Below are 19,170 nucleotides of genomic sequence, written 5' to 3'. Positions count from 1 at the left end.
TATGAGCGGAGATAAGCCGAAAGATGGCTGGCTGCAAGCCACGCCGGAGCAATTGAAAAAGGCGCGCGGCGGAGCCGTAAAACCCGACGCGCCTTCGCCGCTGGCACAAGAACGCGCTTTGCGCGCTTTCGGACGCGCCAGGCCGGATGGTTTGCAAGCCAAGTTGCAAAACAGGCGGCGCGGCTCTGCTGTGGATCTGCGTCGCGCACTGCAGTTAGCGGCCATCAGCGGCATTCCAACAGCCGCCCTGCCCTGGTTGTTCGCCAGTGCGCCGGTGGCGGCTTTGTGCAGTGTGGCGGCGCTGGCCGCTGGCGCGGCGCTGGGCTGGGCTTGCGCCCGCAAGCCTGCCGCCGCACAAGCGCAGGACATGCTGGCGCTGGCGCAACAGTTTGATCAGGATTTGTTAGCGCATACGGCGCAATTGCCGGAGCAGGCGCGCGCAGTGCTGGCGCAGATTCAAGCCGAGTTGACTTTTATTTTGCCGCTCATGGCGCAGGACGCGCCCGGCTTGTATGACGTGCAAGAAGCGTTTTTTGTGCGCCAGAGCATCAGTGCTTATCTGCCGCAGGCGCTGAAGACCTATTTGCAATTACCGCCGCCAGCGCGCGATGCCAATGCGCAAGCAGCGCTGACGCAGCAATGCGCGCTGGTGCTGGAAAAACTGCAAGCCTGTTCCGTCAATCTGCGCCAGGGTTTGCAGATGCGGCAAGCGGCGCATACAGAATTTTTAAAGCAGAAATAAAAACCGCCGCCCTGCCAGGCGCAGGACGGCGGATACGGCTTGATCTGATTACTCTTCGCTGCTGGCGCCATGCCGGCCTTCCACTAAATCCGCTTCATGTTTATCGCGAATGGTTTTGGAGACGGTAAATGCGGATGAGAGCATGAATAAGCCGCTGACCAGCAAATAAGCAAGCTGCCAGTCTTGCAGCGCCATGCTCATCAAACCCCAGGTCAACATGCCCAATGAAGCGGCAAAACCGATCCAAATCAAGATTCGCCAGATGGGGGTATCCACTTTTTCATGCTGGTTATCGCGCAAGCTCTTGGCTAACACCAGGGCGGCGAACAGCACAAACACAAATCCGGTGGCGATAAAAGCTTTTTCCAAATCCTGCAGCTGCACCATCATCACGCCATATGCGCATAAGGAAAGGGACAGAATGAAAGCGATCCAGACTTGCGCAATCCAGGCAGGGGTGTCGCGGCGCACCAGTATTTGCTGACTCATTTCAATTCTCCAATAACATGAATGCTTGCATCTTGACACAGCAAATCGGAATGTACAAAAAGCCCTGGTGATGTGCTGGCAGGCGCTACCGGAGAATTAAATTTATATACTTCAATTTTATAGAATTATTCGTTAATACCGCTGTTACAGAAAAAAACGGCGTTTTATACAAACGCCGTTTTTTGCTGCACATGCCAATTATTTGTTGGCGCGGCTGCGGTATTCGCCGGTGCGGGTATCGATTTCGATCTTGTCGCCGGTTTCCACAAACAGCGGCACCGCCACTTCAAAGCCGGTGGCGATCTTGGCCGGTTTCAGCACCTTGCCCGAGGTGTCGCCCTTGACAGCCGGTTCGGTGTACACGATTTCGCGCACCACGCTGGTGGGCAGATCAACCGAGATGGCTTTTTCATTGTAAAACACCACTTCCACCGCCATCCCGTCTTCCAGGTAATTCAGGGCGTCAATCATGTTTTCTTTTTCAACTTCGTACTGGTTGTAGTCAGCGTCCATGAAGACGTACAGCGGATCAGCGAAGTAGGAATAGGTGGCGTCTTTCTTGTCCAGCATCACGGTTTCGAGCTTGTCGTCAGCGCGGAACACAGTTTCAGTGCTGGATTCGGTCAACAGACCCTTGAGCTTCATTTTGCAGACGGAAGAGTTGCGGCCCGATTTGGAGAATTCGGTCTTGATCACGACCATCGGCTGCTTATCAATCATGACAACATTGCCAACGCGGACTTCTTGTGCGGTTTTCATAGCGGATTTGCTTGTGTATAGGTTTAAAAACAGTCTTCCCCCGGCTGACCGGGGAGTGGAGGGCCGTTACGCTGCGCTCGGGCCAAAGGGCGACATTTTACCCGATTTTTTGGATGAATTGGAGCAGATTGCCGGCCAGATCGCCATTGCGCCGCAAGCGCTGCCGCCAGCGCAAGGCATGCCGATGCAACTGCGGCAAACTGGCTTGCAACTGCCGCCAGGCTGCTCCCAGACCGGCGTAGTGCTCAGGCTGATTCCAGACTTGCCACAAGGCCTGCAGCGCATGCGCGGCAGGCGGCTGCAGGCGCGCCAGATACGCCTGCATAAAAGCCTCAAGCTTTTCCAGATGCGCATCAGCTTCTTGCGGGTAAATTTGCCAAACCAGCGGCAAACCAGCCAACTGCGCCCGCACAAAAGAATCTTCACCGCGCACAAAGGCCATATCAGCCAGCCACAACAAGCGGTCAAAGCGCGCTTGCGGCACAAAGGGCAGAATGGCAAGCGTCAAATTTCCCTGCCGGCGCCAGGCTCCGGCTTGCGCCTCTCCCCCCAAAAAAGCTTGCGCCTGCGCCGTTGCCACCCCTTGCGGCAATAAACAAAGCAACTCTTGCGCGCCCTCCTGCCAAGCTTGAATGAGCGCAGACAGACCGGATTGCGGATAGCAAAACATCAGCACTTTCAAGTACGCAGGATCATCCAAGGCCTGCTGCACCGGCAACGGCAGATGCAAGCTTTGCACGAATTGCGTGCGCAGCGCTGCTTGGCGGCGGAATGCGCGCCGCTCAGCATCCAATCCAGGCTCATACAACACGCCGCCGGTCTTCGCGCTGAATCCGGGGAAGAAAAAATATTTGGAAAGTCCGGTCTGGGCATCGGGCGAACGCAGACCATGGCAGGATTCAACCCAGGATTCTGCTGAAAGATATTCCAGATTGATCCAATGCGGGCGCAATTGCGCAATACGTTCCAAGGCGGCGTCCGGCAAGCGGCAACCGAAGCCCTCAATCAACAAATTGGCTTGCAATTGTCGCCATTCCGCCGCCGGCATCTGATCGCACCAATGCACCACCTGGATTGATTCATACGCCTGATGGCTGGCTTGCACATCAAGGCCGGGACACAACCTGGCAAAGCTGGCCAAATCGTCCACCCAGATGCTGACTTGCCAGCCATATGCATGCTGCAGCAGACGCGCTAAACGCCAACACACGCCGATATCGCCAAAATTGTCGATCACCCGGCAAAACAAAACTGCGCTGCGCATGTTTTCTCCCGCGTAAATGCAAAAACGCCGCACAATGTGTGCGGCGTTTTTTGTTTTGGTGGAGGTAAGCGGGATCGAACCGCTGACCTCTTGCATGCCATGCAAGCGCTCTCCCAGCTGAGCTATACCCCCGATTGTGGCGCGCGAAGCGCCAAAGCTTGGCATCCCCAAGGGGATTCGAACCCCTGTACTCACCGTGAAAGGGTGATGTCCTAGGCCTCTAGACGATGGGGACAAAATCTGTCCTGTACAAGCCTGCCGGATGACTCCGGAATTTTTACTGCATGCCGTATTGGCATCCCCAAGGGGATTCGAACCCCTGTACTCACCGTGAAAGGGTGATGTCCTAGGCCTCTAGACGATGGGGACCCTGAACTGTACGACTTTACTGCAACTGCAATTTGGTGGAGGTAAGCGGGATCGAACCGCTGACCTCTTGCATGCCATGCAAGCGCTCTCCCAGCTGAGCTATACCCCCATTCTTACACAATGACGCCATTGCGCAAGTCAAACTTGGCATCCCCAAGGGGATTCGAACCCCTGTACTCACCGTGAAAGGGTGATGTCCTAGGCCTCTAGACGATGGGGACAAAATCTGTCCGCTTCCAAGCTCAAAATAAAATGCCCTGATCCGCTGGATTTGATCAGGGCATTGCATACCCGTCATGCATTATTGATGCCGGGCGAAAATCCTGGCATCCCCAAGGGGATTCGAACCCCTGTACTCACCGTGAAAGGGTGATGTCCTAGGCCTCTAGACGATGGGGACCTTGAACTGCAATACTGCTTCCCGATTTGGTGGAGGTAAGCGGGATCGAACCGCTGACCTCTTGCATGCCATGCAAGCGCTCTCCCAGCTGAGCTATACCCCCAATTACATAACCAGAACTTTAAGCATCTTTTTGCTTTAAGTTTTTCTCGTCATGTGTCGAGAAACAGAATTATATAGTCATTTTTTGATCTGTGCAAGATTGCTGTTTCACGTTTCACGCTGCAATCCTGCACACAGCTCAAACAGCTTTTGCAATCCGCGCATGCACTGTGTCGCGCCCGAACAACTCAAGCACAGCATCAATGGTTGGCGTTTGCAACTGCCCTGTCACCAGCAAACGCAGCGGCATAGCCAGCTGCGGCATTTTCATCTTGTGCTTGGCAAGCAAGCTCTTGATCAAAGACGAGATTGTAGCACGATCCCAGGAAATAGTGACAGATTCCGCCAGGAAATCCTGCAATGCGGCACGCGCCGCCTCGCTCAAATGCTGCGCCAGCAAATCCGCCGGCGGCTGCGGTTCACGGTAAAACAGCATGGCTGCTTCGCCCAGTTCCACCGTGGTGTTGCAGCGCTCTTTCATCAGCGCCAGCACATCTTCCAGCGCCGGCGCATGCGCAAATTGCGCGCCGGCCTGCTCCATCTGTGGCTTGACCATTTGCGCCAGACGGGCATTGTCCGCCGCACGGATATAGTGATTATTCAACCAAGCCAGTTTTTCCATATTGAACTGCGCGGCGGACGCGGTGATGTGCGTCAAATCAAACCAATCCGCCATTTGCTGCATGGAAAACACTTCATCATCGCCATGACTCCAGCCCAGACGCGCCAGATAATTGAGCATCGCTTCAGGCAAATAGCCCAGCTCCGGGTACATCATGACGCTGACTGCGCCATGGCGCTTGGAGAGTTTTTGTCCATCCGGCCCTAAAATCATCGACAAATGACCATATTGCGGCACGGTTGCGCCAATTGCACGCAGGATATTGATTTGGCGCGGCGTGTTATTGACATGATCATCACCCCGTATCACATGGGTGATTTGCATATCCCAGTCATCAACTGCAACGCAAAAATTATAGGTTGGCGTGCCATCCGGACGCGCAATCACCAGATCATCCAGTTCAGCATTGGAAATCGTAATCCGGCCTTTGACCAGATCATCCCAGCTGACCTCACCCTCAGCCGGATTTTTAAAGCGCACCACTGGTTGGCGGTCTGCAGGAACCGGCGGCAGGGTCTTACCCGGCTCAGGCCGCCATGTGCCGTCGTAACGCGGATGCAGTCCTTGCGCGCGGGCGCGCTCACGCATCGCCTCCACTTCCTCGGGTGAGGAATAGCAATGATAGGCAGTCCCCTCTTTGAGCATTTGCGCCACCACTTCGCGATAACGCGGCATGCGCTGCATCTGATAAAACGGGCCTTCGTCATGCTGCAGGCCGAGCCATTGCATGCCGTCCAAAATCGCCTGCACCGCCTCGGGCGTGGAACGCTCCAGATCGGTATCTTCAATCCGCAAAATAAATGTGCCGCCACAATGGCGCGCATAGGCCCAGCTGTACAGCGCGGTGCGCGCGCCGCCTAAATGCAAATAGCCGGTCGGGCTGGGGGCGAAACGGGTTCTGACTGTCATTGCATGCCTCTTTCTTCAATACTGTGTAATCTGCTCAGTCGTGTTTAACGACAATATTCGGGAATTTACTGCTCATGTCTTTGCTTTGCTGGCCCAGTTTGACAGCCAGCTGCAAAGCCAGCCGGCGGTAAATCTGCGCCACATCGCCATCCGGCTCAGCGATCACGCTGGGCTTGCCGGCATCGGCTTGCTCGCGGATGCTGCGCCGTAAAGGCAGTCCGCCAAGGAATTCAATGCCATGCTGCTGGCACATCTTCTGCGCCCCGCCTTCGCCGAAAATGGCTTCATGATGACCGCAATTGCTGCAGATATGCATGCTCATATTTTCGATAATGCCCAAAATCGGCACGCCGACTTTTTCAAACATCTTCAAACCGCGCAAAGCGTCAGCCAAAGCAATATCCTGTGGCGTGGTGACGATCACAGCCCCGGTGAGCGGCACTTTTTGCGACAGGGTGAGCTGAATATCGCCAGTGCCGGGCGGCATATCCACCAGCAGGTAATCCAAATCCTGCCAATTGGTTTGCAACAACAATTGTTGCAAAGCCTGTGTCACCATCGGCCCGCGCCAGACCATCGCGTCTTCGGGCTTGATCAGAAAACCGATGGAGGCCACTTGCAAGCCATAATTCTGCATCGGCTCCATGCTTTGGCCATCGCGGCTCTCTGGCTGACCGGCAATCCCGGTCATCATCGGCTGCGAAGGGCCATAAATATCCGCATCCAGAATGCCAACCCGTGCGCCCAGCGCCGCCAGCGCCAGCGCCAGATTAACGCAGGTGGTCGATTTACCCACGCCGCCTTTGCCGGAGGCGATAGCGATAATGTTCTTTACTTGCGGCAAAGGCTTCAAGCCGCGCTGCACGCCATGCGGCACGATTTTGCTCTGCACCGTCAGCGCAACCTCGTTGACGCCTGGCTGCTGCAATAAAAACGCCTCAACCGCCTGACGCAATTGCGCATCGGCAGACGCAGCCGGATAACTCAACTCAATCACAGCCTGGGCGCGGCCATCTTGCAGGCTGAGCGATTTGACTGCCCGCCCCAAAGCAACGCCGGCCACAGGGTCTTGCAAGGCGGACAAGGCCGCTTTCACATCATCCAGATTCATTTGCACTTCCGCAAAAAATGGAAAACCGCCAAGTCTAGCCTAAAACGCTGCATTCAGCTGGCCAACGCATCTTGCCCGCCAATGCTTCTGCGGTCTGCTAAAATCAGCCTTTTCCACTCAATTCCCACGATCATGACACGCAAGCTGTTCGTCACCACTGCCCTGCCCTACGCCAATGCCGCCTTCCATATTGGCCACATCATGGAATATGTCCAAGCCGACATTTGGGTCCGGTATCAGCGCATGCAAGGCGAAGAAGTGCATTTCGTCTGCGCTGACGACAGCCATGGCGCGCCGATCATGATTTCAGCTGAAAAAGCCGGCCTCTCGCCGCAGGCGTTTGTGGCGCAAATCGCAGCCGGCCGCAAACAATATCTGGATGGTTTTCACATTTCCTTCGACAACTGGCATTCCACCGATGGCCCGGAAAACCATCAACTGTCACAGGAAATTTACCGCCGCCTGCGCGATGGCAGCCACAATGGGGATTTGCGTTTGATCACCAGCAAAACCATTGAGCAATTCTACGATCCGGTCAAGAATATGTTCCTGGCCGACCGTTATATCAAAGGCGAATGCCCGAAATGCGGCGCGAAAGATCAATATGGCGATTCGTGCGAAGCGTGCGGCGCGGTGTATGCGCCGACCGAATTGAAAAACCCCTATTCCGCCCTGTCCGGCGCAACGCCGGTGCTGAAATCCTCCGAACACTTTTTCTTCCGCTTATCTGATCCGGCCTGCGTCAATTTCCTGCGCGAATGGGCCTTGGGCGAAGCCAATGGCAAACCACGCCTGCAAGCCGAAGTGGCCAACAAGGCGCGTGAATGGCTGGAAGGCAAGGAAGGGGAAGACAGCGGCCTGGGCGACTGGGACATCAGCCGTGACGCGCCCTATTTTGGCATTGAAATCCCGGATGCGCCGGGCAAATATTTCTATGTCTGGCTGGATGCGCCGGTAGGCTATCTGGCCTCACTGAAAAATTATTTCGGCAAAAAAGGCTTGGACTTTGACGCCTTCATGGCCGATCCCGCCACCGAGCAATACCACTTCATCGGCAAAGACATTGTGTATTTCCATACGCTGTTCTGGCCGGCAATGCTGCATTTCTCCGGCATGAAAACGCCTGACAGCGTGTTTGTGCATGGCTTTTTGACCCTCTCGGGCGAGAAAATGTCGAAGTCGCGCGGCACCGGTTTATCCCCGCTGCGCTACCTGGAACTGGGCATGAACCCGGAATGGCTGCGCTACTACCTGGCGGCCAAACTCAACGCCAAGGTGGAAGATCTGGATTTCAACCCGGAAGATTTTGTGGCGCGCGTGAATTCCGATTTAATCGGCAAATACATCAATATCGCCAGCCGCGCCGCCGGTTTCATCTCGAAAAAATTTGATGGCGTGCTGACCGACCCGCGCGCGCGCAGCAGCAACCCGTTCTGGAACAGCTTGCAGCAAGGTGCGGCTGAACAGATCAGCCAGGCGTATGAGGCGCGCGAGTTCGGCAAAGCCGTGCGCCAGATCATGGCCTTGGCAGATGAAATCAATTCCTATGTGGACCAGCAAAAACCCTGGGTGCTGGCCAAGGATGAAAGTCAAAAAGCCCTGTTGCAAGATGTCTGCTCCGATTTGCTGCTGTCATTCTGGCAGCTCAGCATCTTCCTCTCGCCGGTGCTGCCAGCGCTGTCGCGTAAAGTGGCGGCCTTCTTTGGCATTGAACGTGATCTGGTCTGGTCGGACTTGCAGCAGACTCCGCAAAAAATCGGGGTGTATGAACATTTGATGCAGCGTGTTGACGCCGCCATGCTGGACGCTTTATTTGAACCGGTCACCGCCGCCAAGGCGCAAGCCGCACCGGCGACGACGACAGCGGCAGCGGCAACCGCCGCCATTGAACCGCTGGCGGAAGAAATCAAGATTGATGATTTCGCCAAGGTCGATTTGCGTATCGCTTTAATCGTTGATTGCGAACTGGTGGAAGGTTCTGACAAATTATTGCGCTTAACGCTGGACGCAGGCGAAGGCCGCTTGCGTAATGTGTTTTCCGGCATCAAGAGCGCCTATCAACCCGCAGACCTGAAAGGCAAGCTCACGGTGCTGGTGGCCAATCTGGCGCCGCGCAAGATGAAGTTCGGAATCTCAGAAGGCATGGTGCTGGCCGCCTCGGCTGCCGATGAAAAAGCCGATCCCGGCTTGTATGTGCTCAATCCCTGGCCAGGCGCCAAGCCGGGCATGCGGGTGCGCTGAGCGTAAGGACTTGCCATGGACATCGTGCTGAGAGAGGCGGGTCTGGATGACGCAGAATTGGTGGCGCAACTCACCCGGCAATCCTGGGCCGGCAAAGTCGCGCCCTCTTCCAGCGGGCACCGGGAAGATGTGGAGCGCGTGCTGGACGACCTGCACGCCGGCGGCGGCTTCATTCTGATGCAGGATGAAACGCCGATCGGCTCAGTGCGCTGGCGCCCGCTGGACGATGATCATGATGTCTGGGAAATTATGCGCATGGGAATTTTGCCAGCCTGGCGCGGACAAAATCTGTCTGAGCATCTGCTCGAAGCCGTGATTCATCATGCGCAAAGCTGTAAAGTGAGCGAATTACGGCTGGCCCTGCGCGGCGATGCGCCGCAGTTGCAAGACTTTTATGCCGCATTCGGCTTTGAATCCGCGCCGGAAATTGAATATTCTCAAGCCAGTCAGGATGCGCCGCCGCCCTGGGTCATGCGCAAATTCCTGTACGCTTAAGCACAACCCGGGGTTTGCGGTAAAATACCGCCCGTCTTTTCGTGAGAGAACACCATGAAATTCCTGAATCAGCATAACGAATACGAATCCGATTTCACCAAATGGATGAAAGAACTCAAACAGCAAAAGCCGGATCTTGAGCAAAAGCAGCGTGAAGGCCGCGCCCTGCTGTGGGATAAGGAACCGCTGGTGCTGGATGAGCGCCGCCGCACGCTGGAATCCAGCATCAAACAGCAAGCCTACGTTTATCAAACCAAGGTTTGACCTTGACCGCAGAGCAGCTAACGCCGCCAGCTGAGGCCATCGAAACCGATGCCGCGCTGGCGCGCCTGTATGGCGAACCGCTGCTGCAACTGCCGCAAGATCTCTACATCCCCCCTGATGCGCTGGAAATCTTTCTTGAAGCCTTTGAAGGCCCGCTGGATTTGCTGCTGTATCTGATCCGCAAGCAAAATTTCAATATTCTGGATATCCCAATGGCGGAAGTCACCCGCCAGTATCTGAATTACATTGAACAAGTTCGCCTGCAAAACCTGGAGTTGGCAGCGGAATATCTCTTGATGGCGGCCATGCTGATTGAAATCAAATCACGCATGCTGTTGCCCGCCAGGCAGGCCGATCCGACAGACGAAGAGCACGACCCGCGCGCCGAACTGGTGCGCCGCCTGCTTGAGTATGAGCAAATCAAACTGGCCGCCTTTGAGTTGAATCAAATCCCGCAACTGGGACGTGATTTTGTGCGCACCCAGATTTTCATCGAGCAAAGTTTGACGCCTATCTGGCCGGAAGTTGATGCGCTTGATCTGCAACAAGCCTGGCGCGGCCTGCTCAAGCGCGCCAAACTGACCCAACACCATCGGATCACGCGCGAAGAATTATCGGTGCGCGAACACATGACCGCGATTTTGCGCCAATTGCAAAATGCGCGTTTTGTTGAATTCACTGAATTATTTGACGTGCAGCGCGGCATCCCGGTGCTGGTAGTGAATTTTGTCGCCCTGCTGGAGCTGGCCAAAGAAACCCTGATTGAAATTACCCAGGCGGAAGCCTTTGCGCCAATTTATGTGCGCTTAGCTTACTCCCCGGTATAAACTGTTTTACCCCTTTTTGAAAGCAAGCAATGAAAATCATTACTTCGATCGAAGAATTGCGCGATCAGTTGCGAGGCCAATTGCGCACCGCCTTTGTGCCCACCATGGGCAATTTGCATGAGGGCCACTTATCTTTGATGCGCTTAGCGCGCAGACATGGCGATCCGGTGGTTGCCTCTATTTTCGTCAACCGCCTGCAATTCGGCCCGAACGAAGACTTTGATAAATATCCGCGCACCTTTGAAGCTGACGTCGAAAAACTGGAAAAAGAAGGCGTATATGTTTTATTCGCGCCCACCGAGAAAGAATTGTATCCAGAGCCGCAAGAATTCCGGGTGCGCCCGCCGGATGGCTTGGGCAATATGCTGGAAGGCGAATTCCGTCCCGGCTTTTTCACCGGCGTCACCACCGTGGTGTTAAAACTGTTTTCCTGCGTACAGCCGAAAGTCGCTGTGTTTGGCAAAAAAGATTATCAGCAATTGATGATCGTGCGCCAGATGACTGGACAATTTGCCTTGCCGACTGAAATCATTGCTGCTGAAACCTATCGCGCGGACGACGGTTTGGCGCTGTCCTCGCGCAACGGTTATCTATCCAGCACAGAACGTGCGGAAGCGCCTGTTTTGTATCAACAATTGAGCCATATCGCACAGCAAATCCATCAGGGACGGCATGATCTGCCCGCATTGGAGCAGGAAGTCATGCAACATCTGGCGCAACGCGGCTGGAAACCGGACTATATTGCTATTCGCAAACGCGCCAATTTACAGACGCCGGCAGCAGATGAAGTCGCCGCTGGTGAAAAATTGGTGGTGTTAGCAGCCGCCAAACTGGGGGCGACGCGCTTGATCGACAATCTGGAAATCTGATCCGGATGCACAAAACAAAAAGCCCCGCAACTGCGGGGCTTTTGCATCACAGCCTGGATCACCGTTTCAGGTTTCAATTGTTTGCGCCCAAGCCAGTGCCTGTAAATGCGCCTTATTGACTTCTTCCGGCTCAATTTCAAGCTGTGACGCCAGAGAACCAACCAGCACTGGATTCAATTCACAGGCCTCGGCCAAAGCCAGATAAGGTCCATAAATCCCGCTGCGGCTGAGCAAAGCTTGCACCACTTCATCGGAAAGTTGAATCGTTTCCAATACCTGCTCCATCGGCATCCCCAACAATCGATCAAGCAGGGAAAACATGCCGGCGACAAACAGATTTTCCGCTTCACCTTTGGGCAAAAACGGCATGCCAAGTAATTCAGTCAAACGGCCGCGCACCACAGCAGTTTCCATCAACACAGGGGAATAGCCGCTGGTTGACGCGGTCGCCAGCAACAATGTCAGCCAACGGTATAAAGGCGCATACCCTAACAGGGCAAGCGCCTGGCGCAAAGATTGAATTTCACGCCCCACACCGAAACCGGCTGAATTGATAAATCTGAGCAATTTATACGAAAGCGCAGCATCGCGTTTCAACACGTTTTCCAGCTGCGGCACATCGGCATTCTTCTTGACCAGCTGCATCAATTGCAAAATCACGGTTTGCGCCGGATTCAAGCCTTTCACCGGATTGCCGGGACGCGGCGTCAAATGCAATTTACCGACAAATGCATCCAATCCAAGCATGGCGCAGGCGTCAAAATCGGCCCAGGTGGTGACAGGCCGCCCAACCATACGCACAGAAGATTGTTTCAATGCGGCATAGGCGCGCGCTTGCGCCGCCACATCAGCCCCTGTAAAACGCACCTCGATATATGAGATATCACTCAACAGCTTTTTCTCAAGCTTGCTTAAATCCGCATCCCGCAACGCAATACCCACGCCCCCGGCTCGCAAGGCGCGCACGGCGGATAAAGTATCTTCATTTTGCAAATCGCTGCGCGACAAGGTCAGCACTGTATATTCCGGCGGCATAGCGTGCAGCGCATCGGTGGACAGCAGCTCAGGCACCGCATCCATGAACAGGATTTTCTTACGCAGCAGCCAATCCCCGTCTTCACTGACCAGCTGCTCAGCGACGAAACCCATCAAAGCTTCCATGTCTTCCGCAGTGGGTTTGCCGGCATGAGCCAATTGCCATGTCAATTCATAACCAATGACACGCTGTTTGGGGTCTAACAGGGGTTCCCGCACAATAAAGTTTATTTCTTGCATTTTGATTCAGTCCAATCAAGCGGGCCGCAAAGAAACAGCGAAACATGCAAAAAGTGACTGTACAGCAGGGCGCCGAATTGATGCCGGTCCATCAGTCATGACTACAGCGGGTTTGGTTAAAAACCCAGACTCTCCAATAAGTCATCCACCTGCCCTTGATCCGCCACCACCTCACTGTTACCTTCAGGGTTGATTTGAGGCCCGTTGAGCAATCCGGAATCCAGTTCGCGCTTGAACTCAGTTGGCGCATAATCAATCAACAATTGCACCAATTGCTGTTCAAGATTTTGCGCAATCCCGGTTACCTTCTTGATCACTTGCCCGGTTAAATCCTGGAAATCCTGCGCCATCATAATATCCATCAAATGGCCCTTGGTTTCCATCGCAGACATATGCGTCTTGTCCAGATAGCGCGTGGTTTTTTCGGTCAGCTCGCGCAATGAATCCGGCAATTGCCCTGATTCAAGCAAAGCCTGCCACTCCGTCGATAACTCGCGCGCACCATCGTCAATCTGCTGCTGCAACGGGCCGGCGGCATCGGTCGCATTCAAGACTCTTTGCGCCGCTTTTTCACTCATCCGCGCAACATAATCAAGCCTGTCGCGCGCATCAGGAATATCCTGCGCAGCTCTTTCAATGAGCTTATCCAGCCCCAGACCCCGTAAGGAATCATGCAATGTCCGGGTCATATGACCGATACGGACTAAGAACTCTTCGTGCTGCCCCAAATTCACCTGGCCAGCAGCAGCGGTTTCCGCCTTGTCAGGCGGATTGGCGGATGAATTTTCCACATCAGGCTCCGACTTTTTCGAGTTTTTCAAATATCTTGGTCAGCTTTTCATCCAGGGTCGCAGCAGTAAACGGCTTGACCACATAACCATTCGCCCCGGCTTGCGCTGCGGCAATGATATTTTCCTTCTTGGCCTCGGCTGTCACCATCAGCACCGGGATTTTCGCCAACTGAGGATCGGCGCGGATGTTTTGCAACATCGTCAACCCGTCCATGTTTGGCATATTCCAGTCAGAAACCACAAAGTCGAAGGGCTCGGCACGCAATTTTGCCAATGCCATCACGCCATCTTCTGCCTCATCGACGTTGGAGTAGCCCAATTCCTTCAACAGATTACGCACGATGCGGCGCATCGTTGAGAAGTCGTCAACAACCAGAAATCTCATTTTAGGATCAGCCATGAATTACTCCATTGATTCACAAGTTATTGAAAAGGCGGCACTGCACCTAGCATAGCACTTCCACTGCAAAAGTGCGCTTTTGCACAATCAAACACGCAAAGCTCTGCCACCCTGTGCTGCAAGATGATTCAAGACCATTCCTGGCAGGGAAGGCAAAGGCCCGACCTCATGCGTAGCGCCAACCGCAATCGCTTCGCGCGGCATGCCAAACACAATGCAAGTGGCTTCATCCTGCGCAAAGTTATATGCGCCGGCATTGCGCATCTCCAACATGCCGGCTGCCCCATCTTTGCCCATACCGGTCAAAATCACACCGATTGCGTTTTTCCCGGCCGCATTGGCGGCGGAACGGAACAACACATCCACCGAGGGGCGATGGCGGTTGACCGGTGCGCTTTGCTCCAACTGCGTTACATAGTTGGCGCCACTTCTGGCTAACAACAAGTGCGAGTGCCCCGGCGCAATATATGCATGCCCCGGCAATACACGCTCACCGCCAGCAGCTTCATTCACCGAAATTTTACAAAGGCCATCCAGGCGCTTGGCAAAAGAACGGGTGAAACCTTCAGGCATATGCTGCGTAATCAGGATGCCCGGACAGTCTGAAGGCATTTGCATCAAAAATTCCCGTATTGCTTCCGTACCGCCGGTAGAAGCGCCGATAATGATCAGCTTCTCACTACTGGTAAGCGGATTGCGCAAAGAAGGCAACGGCGTTCCGCCCTCTTTGCTTGCGCCGGCAGGCAAGGCAACCCTGGGCCGGATCCTGGCTTTGGAAGCGGTGCGGATTTTATCTGCGATCAATTCAGAATATTCGCGCATACCGCTTTGGATGGAAAGCTTAGGCTTGGTGACAAAATCGACCGCGCCAAGCTCCAGCGCCCGCATGGTGATTTCTGAACCGCGCTCAGTCAAAGAGGAAATCATCACTACCGGCATTGGGCGCAAACGCATGAGCTTTTCCAAAAAATCAAGCCCATCCATCTTCGGCATTTCCACATCCAATGTGAGAACGTCCGGATTGGTTTGCTTAATCAGCTCGCGCGCCACCAACGGATCCGGAGCCACACCGACGACCTCCATATCTGGCTGGCTGGAGATGATTTCGGTCATGACACTTCTGATGAGTGCAGAATCATCAACAATCAAGACCTTGATTTTCATAATTTCATGTCTCCAAACAGGACACCTGGAAAACCGCGATTCCCGGGGCGGAAATATTATTAAAACAATTCAACGTCACCAGCGACGGAATTGCCACGCAAGCGGGTAGCGTAGTCCTGTTCGCGTTTGACCAGGGTATCGTTATGCACTTGCATCAGTTTCTTAACCAGTACTTTGCCTGTACGCGGAAAAAAATACACTTTGCGCGGATAGACATCATTCAAATCTTCTGCCGTGATGCGCATTTTTTCATTGCGTAAATATTTGAGAACAAATTCAGCATTGCGCTCACCGACATTGATGGCGGAAAAACCGCGCAACACCGCACCACCGCCAAATACTTTGGCTTCCATGTTTTCCCGCCGCGCGCCGGATTTCAAGAGCTGATTGATCAAAACTTCCATCGCGTAGGTGCCGTATCGCATTGAGGCGGAAATCGGACTGTCGCCATCGCCACTATCCGGCAACATGAAGTGATTCATGCCGCCCAGGCCGGAAACCCTGTCACGGATGCATGCAGCAACACAGGAACCAAGCACTGTCACAATCAGCATATCTTTGCTGGTGTAATAGTACTCACCCGGCAAAATTTTGGCCGCATCGCAATCGAATGTCCGGTCATAGTACACGTTGCTGGCCAACTGTTCTTCATAGAGATGACTCATATTTAGTTCTCACGAACGAGACGACATTTTTTCCGAAACAGGGCGATGCAAATTCGCCCCCAGTTCGTATACCGTTTTCCCCCGTAATTTCAAAGCGTCTGAAACATACAGGAAATTTTCGGAATGTCCAGCAAACAACAGGGCATCCGGTTTCATCAAAGGAACAAAGCGCGACAAAATTCTGGCTTGCGTCGGTTTGTCAAAATAAATCATGACATTCCGGCAGAAAATAACGTCAAATGCTCCGGAAATCGGCCAGGAATCAGACAGCAAATTCAGCTGCTTGAATGTAATCATATTGCGCAATTCATTCCGCACTCTGACCAATCCAGCCTGCTCTCCTTTTCCACGCAGGAAAAACCGGCGCGCCCGTTCCGGCGATAATTTATCTATCCGCTCAATCGGATAAATGCCGTTGGAGGCAGTCGCCAGAACATTGGTGTCAATATCCGTCGCGATAATTTGCGCCGGCGGTGTTAAGGTGCCAAAAACCTCACATACGGTAATCGCAATCGAATAGGGTTCTTCGCCGGTGGAACTGGCCGAACACCAGATATTAATATCGCGCTTATCACGAATATGTTCAGCCAAAATCGGAAAATGGTGGGCTTCACGAAAAAATGAAGTCAGATTGGTTGTCAGGGCATTGGTAAACGCCTCCCACTCATCTTGTGCCCGGCCACTCTCCAGTTCATCCAGATACTGCGAGAATGAACTCAAGCCATTGGCGCGCAGGCGGCGCGCCAAACGGCTGTACACCATCTCATACTTACTCTCAGCCAGCGCAATGCCTGCCCGTTTGTAAATCATGGCGCGCACACGTTCAAAGTCTTGAGCTGTGAACTCAAATTCTTTGCTGGTATCGCTTTTATTGTGCGGGCCTGGTTTCACTATTTTCCGCCTGTCAATTTATACTGCGCTGAACAAACACCCTCCGGGCGCGCTTGATCAAAACTCTTCCCAACCATCCTCAGCATGCACTGCAGCCTTCTTCTGCGCAGGTTTGGCTGCGGCTTTTACCGGGACAATCGCATTGCGAACAGCTGCTGCCGGCCTCGACACGGATTGGTGAATAGGCTGTGTTTCATACGGCCTGGATCCAAGCACGCGGTTAATGGCAGCTTGATCCAGTTTGAAAATACTGACTGCGGTCGAAAGACGGTCAGCCTGTTCTTGCAAACTTTCAGCCGCTGCTGCAGCCTGCTCCACCAGAGCGGCATTCTGTTGCGTCATCTCGTCCATCAAGCTCACTGCTTGATTGATTTCTTCAATGCCATTGCTTTGCTCTTGCGTGGCTGCAGTAATTTCTCCCATGATATCGGCAACCTGTTTGACCGATGTCACCAGCAAATCCATGGTCTGCCCAGCTTCGTCCACCAAGCGGTTGCCACGTTCTACTTTTTCCACCGAATCACCGATCAAGGATTTGATTTCTTTGGCGGCGCTTGCGCTGCGCTGCGCCAAACTGCGCACCTCACCCGCCACCACAGCAAAGCCCCGCCCTTGTTCCCCCGCACGCGCAGCTTCAACTGCGGCATTCAATGCAAGGATGTTTGTTTGAAACGCGATACCATCAATCACGCCAATGATGTCCACAATTTTGTTGGAGCTTTCTTTGATCGACCCCATGGTCAACACCACTTCATTGACCACTGCACCGCCTTTGGAGGCGATTGTGGATGCCGAATAAGCCAGTTGATTTGCCTGTCTGGCATTATCAGCATTCTGCTTGACGGTTGAAGTCAATTCTTCCATCGAACTTGCGGTTTCTTCAAGTGAACTGGCTTGAGATTCCGTTCTGGCAGACAGATCAGCATTGCCCGACGCAATCTCATGAGAAGCGACGTTAATTGTCTCAGTGCCGCTGCGCACATCAGCCACGGTACGCACCAGGCTGTCATTCATTTCCTTGAGTGCGCCCAACAACTCGCTGGTCTCGTCCTTCCCCTCCAGCTTGACGTCAGATGTCAACACCCCGGCTGCGACCGTTTTCGCCAGATCAATCGCACCTTGCAAGGGAAGCACAATGCTGCGCGTAATCACGTAAGCCCAGCCCACGCCAAGCACCAAGCCGAACAAACTGATTCCAGCAAGTATTACAGATAAGCGCTTATCCAGCACTACAGAGTCCGATAACAATTTGGAGGAGGCTTCTTGCTGCAACTCAACCAATTTGTTTGTGCTTTGAATAGTCTGGGAAAAAAGTGGATCAATCTCAGTGATAATGATCTTGGCCGCCCCCTCACTATTGAAAGCCATCGCCTGCCCCATCGCCTCAGCAAACCGGCCTTTGACTTTAGAGTCAATGCTTTCAATATCCTTGAGCAGTTTGGTCTCACCGTCAGACAAACCAAGTTTGGTCAATTTGTCTTTGGCCTCATTGTATTTTTTCCGTTGCGCCTCGACCTTGGCCTGCTCTTTCTGCATTGCCCCGACCTCAGCCAACAAGCCGATATTACGCATGGCCACGCCTATTTCAAGCAGCGAACTCTTCATCACGCTGGCTTGAATTGACTTGGCGTCTGCAACATCCAGCCCCGCCATCAATTTATCTTTATTGCGCTGCGTCAGCATCACCGTCAGCACAACAGTAATAACCAGAATCGCCAGCACGAAGCCGAAACCCGCATACAACCTGGCGCCAATTCGATAGTTACTAAATTTCATAGTGTCATTCCAGAATGAGTCGGTCTGATGGAAGCCAAGTTTCACAACAATTGCCAGCTATGCGGCTGCGAAAACCAATGCAAGGTAATCAAGCCCCTCGCCACAAACTGATGTGATGCACAATTATCCACCAGAAAAACCGACGAACCAGCTATACAGTTCGAATCCGTTGCAAAAGCGCTTCATTTGCCCGGCTGTACTGCACGCTACACGAGACACTCAAGCTGCCAAGCGCTCAATCAAGCCCATTTCAGAACTGGACATCAATTTATCGATATCGACCAGAATCAACATCCGCTCATCAATCGTGCCCAGGCCAATCAAGTAATCCGTATTAAACGCCGTACCCATTTCCGGAGCAGGCTTGACTTGCTCAGGCGACAGCGTGGTGACATCTGACACACTGTCAACCACCATCCCGATCACCCGGCCACTGATGTTGAGGATGATGACCACGGTGAACTGGTCATAAACCGGGGTGCCCAGATTGAACTTGATGCGCATATCCACGACAGGAATAATGATGCCGCGCAAATTGATCACCCCTTTGATGAATTCAGGCGCATTGGCAATCCGCGTAACCGCTTCATAACCACGAATTTCCTGCACCTTCAAGATATCGATACCATATTCTTCCTGCCCCAATTTGAAGGCAAGAAATTCATGGCCGGCAATATCGTTCGCGCCAACGCTCATGCCCGCCACTGCTCCTTGTGCTGTTTGTGCCATGATCAAACCTCATCAA

The 19,170-nt window shown here is 53.5% G+C and carries 19 protein-coding genes and 7 tRNA genes; 6 read left to right on the top strand and 20 right to left on the bottom strand.

Annotation, left to right across the window (positions count from 1 at the left end; translation table 11 throughout):
* Position 1: 1 nt before the first annotated feature.
* On the top strand, positions 2–742 hold the full coding sequence (locus V8J88_RS07095; RefSeq protein WP_338848666.1) for a hypothetical protein: 741 nt from the start codon (positions 2–4) through the stop codon (positions 740–742).
* Between the two features lie 48 nt (positions 743–790).
* On the opposite strand, the gene V8J88_RS07090 is transcribed toward V8J88_RS07095, so the two are convergent.
* The 12 genes from V8J88_RS07090 to apbC form a co-directional block, all read right to left on the bottom strand.
* Entirely contained in the window at positions 791–1,231 is a 441-nt protein-coding gene (locus V8J88_RS07090; RefSeq protein WP_338848665.1) for a YiaA/YiaB family inner membrane protein, read from the bottom strand.
* Between the two features lie 198 nt (positions 1,232–1,429).
* Complete coding sequence (gene efp, locus V8J88_RS07085; protein ID WP_338848664.1) at positions 1,430–1,990, bottom strand: elongation factor P; 561 nt, start codon at positions 1,988–1,990, stop codon at positions 1,430–1,432.
* Between the two features lie 97 nt (positions 1,991–2,087).
* Positions 2,088–3,254: an elongation factor P maturation arginine rhamnosyltransferase EarP gene (gene earP, locus V8J88_RS07080; protein WP_338848663.1), complete on the bottom strand. Its 1,167-nt coding sequence runs from the start codon at positions 3,252–3,254 to the stop codon at positions 2,088–2,090.
* A 56-nt stretch (positions 3,255–3,310) separates the two neighbouring features.
* A tRNA-Ala gene (locus V8J88_RS07075) sits at positions 3,311–3,386 on the bottom strand.
* A 27-nt stretch (positions 3,387–3,413) separates the two neighbouring features.
* Positions 3,414–3,489: transfer RNA gene (locus tag V8J88_RS07070), tRNA-Glu, on the bottom strand.
* A 58-nt stretch (positions 3,490–3,547) separates the two neighbouring features.
* Positions 3,548–3,623: transfer RNA gene (locus tag V8J88_RS07065), tRNA-Glu, on the bottom strand.
* 33 nt (positions 3,624–3,656) lie between these two features.
* Positions 3,657–3,732, bottom strand: a tRNA-Ala gene (locus tag V8J88_RS07060).
* 36 nt (positions 3,733–3,768) lie between these two features.
* A tRNA-Glu gene (locus V8J88_RS07055) sits at positions 3,769–3,844 on the bottom strand.
* A 103-nt stretch (positions 3,845–3,947) separates the two neighbouring features.
* Positions 3,948–4,023: transfer RNA gene (locus V8J88_RS07050), tRNA-Glu, on the bottom strand.
* A gap of 27 nt (positions 4,024–4,050) precedes the next feature.
* Positions 4,051–4,126 (bottom strand) — tRNA-Ala (locus V8J88_RS07045).
* A 138-nt stretch (positions 4,127–4,264) separates the two neighbouring features.
* Positions 4,265–5,656: a glutamate--tRNA ligase gene (gene gltX / locus V8J88_RS07040; protein WP_338848661.1), complete on the bottom strand. Its 1,392-nt coding sequence runs from the start codon at positions 5,654–5,656 to the stop codon at positions 4,265–4,267.
* A gap of 34 nt (positions 5,657–5,690) precedes the next feature.
* Positions 5,691–6,773 (bottom strand): iron-sulfur cluster carrier protein ApbC, encoded by a 1,083-nt coding sequence (gene apbC / locus V8J88_RS07035; protein WP_338848659.1) that lies wholly within the window; start codon positions 6,771–6,773, stop codon positions 5,691–5,693.
* 126 nt (positions 6,774–6,899) lie between these two features.
* Between apbC and metG the strand changes: the two genes are divergently transcribed.
* The 5 genes from metG to panC are packed head-to-tail and all read left to right on the top strand — an operon-like array spanning position 6,900 to position 11,463.
* Positions 6,900–9,008: a methionine--tRNA ligase gene (metG, locus tag V8J88_RS07030; RefSeq protein ID WP_338848657.1), complete on the top strand. Its 2,109-nt coding sequence runs from the start codon at positions 6,900–6,902 to the stop codon at positions 9,006–9,008.
* Positions 9,009–9,023: 15 nt separating this feature from the next.
* Positions 9,024–9,503, top strand: a complete 480-nt coding sequence (locus V8J88_RS07025) for a GNAT family N-acetyltransferase (RefSeq protein ID WP_338848655.1) — start codon at positions 9,024–9,026, stop codon at positions 9,501–9,503.
* 54 nt (positions 9,504–9,557) lie between these two features.
* Positions 9,558–9,767, top strand: a complete 210-nt coding sequence (locus V8J88_RS07020; protein ID WP_338848653.1) for a DUF3460 family protein — start codon at positions 9,558–9,560, stop codon at positions 9,765–9,767.
* A 2-nt stretch (positions 9,768–9,769) separates the two neighbouring features.
* Positions 9,770–10,594, top strand: coding sequence for a ScpA family protein (locus V8J88_RS07015; RefSeq protein WP_338849844.1), 825 nt, complete (start codon positions 9,770–9,772; stop codon positions 10,592–10,594).
* Positions 10,595–10,623: 29 nt separating this feature from the next.
* On the top strand, positions 10,624–11,463 hold the full coding sequence (gene panC, locus V8J88_RS07010; protein WP_338848651.1) for a pantoate--beta-alanine ligase: 840 nt from the start codon (positions 10,624–10,626) through the stop codon (positions 11,461–11,463).
* Between the two features lie 66 nt (positions 11,464–11,529).
* Here the strand turns inward: panC and V8J88_RS07005 are convergent, their stop codons facing one another.
* The 8 genes from V8J88_RS07005 to V8J88_RS06970 form a co-directional block, all read right to left on the bottom strand.
* Complete coding sequence (locus V8J88_RS07005; protein WP_338848649.1) at positions 11,530–12,738, bottom strand: HDOD domain-containing protein; 1,209 nt, start codon at positions 12,736–12,738, stop codon at positions 11,530–11,532.
* 116 nt (positions 12,739–12,854) lie between these two features.
* Positions 12,855–13,472 carry a protein phosphatase CheZ gene (gene cheZ / locus V8J88_RS07000; RefSeq protein WP_338849843.1) on the bottom strand — a complete coding sequence of 206 codons (618 nt, stop codon included), beginning with the start codon at positions 13,470–13,472 and terminating at the stop codon, positions 12,855–12,857.
* Positions 13,473–13,530: 58 nt separating this feature from the next.
* On the bottom strand, positions 13,531–13,929 hold the full coding sequence (gene cheY / locus V8J88_RS06995; protein ID WP_338848648.1) for a chemotaxis response regulator CheY: 399 nt from the start codon (positions 13,927–13,929) through the stop codon (positions 13,531–13,533).
* Positions 13,930–14,016: 87 nt separating this feature from the next.
* Complete coding sequence (locus V8J88_RS06990) at positions 14,017–15,093, bottom strand: chemotaxis response regulator protein-glutamate methylesterase (RefSeq protein ID WP_338848647.1); 1,077 nt, start codon at positions 15,091–15,093, stop codon at positions 14,017–14,019.
* Positions 15,094–15,152: 59 nt separating this feature from the next.
* Positions 15,153–15,758 carry a chemoreceptor glutamine deamidase CheD gene (gene cheD, locus V8J88_RS06985; protein WP_338848646.1) on the bottom strand — a complete coding sequence of 202 codons (606 nt, stop codon included), beginning with the start codon at positions 15,756–15,758 and terminating at the stop codon, positions 15,153–15,155.
* Between the two features lie 9 nt (positions 15,759–15,767).
* Positions 15,768–16,649 (bottom strand): CheR family methyltransferase, encoded by an 882-nt coding sequence (locus V8J88_RS06980; RefSeq protein ID WP_338848645.1) that lies wholly within the window; start codon positions 16,647–16,649, stop codon positions 15,768–15,770.
* A 57-nt stretch (positions 16,650–16,706) separates the two neighbouring features.
* Entirely contained in the window at positions 16,707–18,425 is a 1,719-nt protein-coding gene (locus V8J88_RS06975) for a methyl-accepting chemotaxis protein (RefSeq protein WP_338848644.1), read from the bottom strand.
* 219 nt (positions 18,426–18,644) lie between these two features.
* On the bottom strand, positions 18,645–19,154 hold the full coding sequence (locus V8J88_RS06970; protein ID WP_338848643.1) for a chemotaxis protein CheW: 510 nt from the start codon (positions 19,152–19,154) through the stop codon (positions 18,645–18,647).
* Between the last annotated feature and the right edge of the window lie 16 nt (positions 19,155–19,170).

This window comes from Massilia sp. W12 (genome assembly GCF_037300705.1).
Classification (GTDB): Bacteria; Pseudomonadota; Gammaproteobacteria; order Burkholderiales; family Burkholderiaceae_D; genus JACPVY01.
The sequence above is the reverse complement of the archived record's forward strand: the minus strand, read 5'-3'. Positions and strand labels throughout refer to the sequence as shown.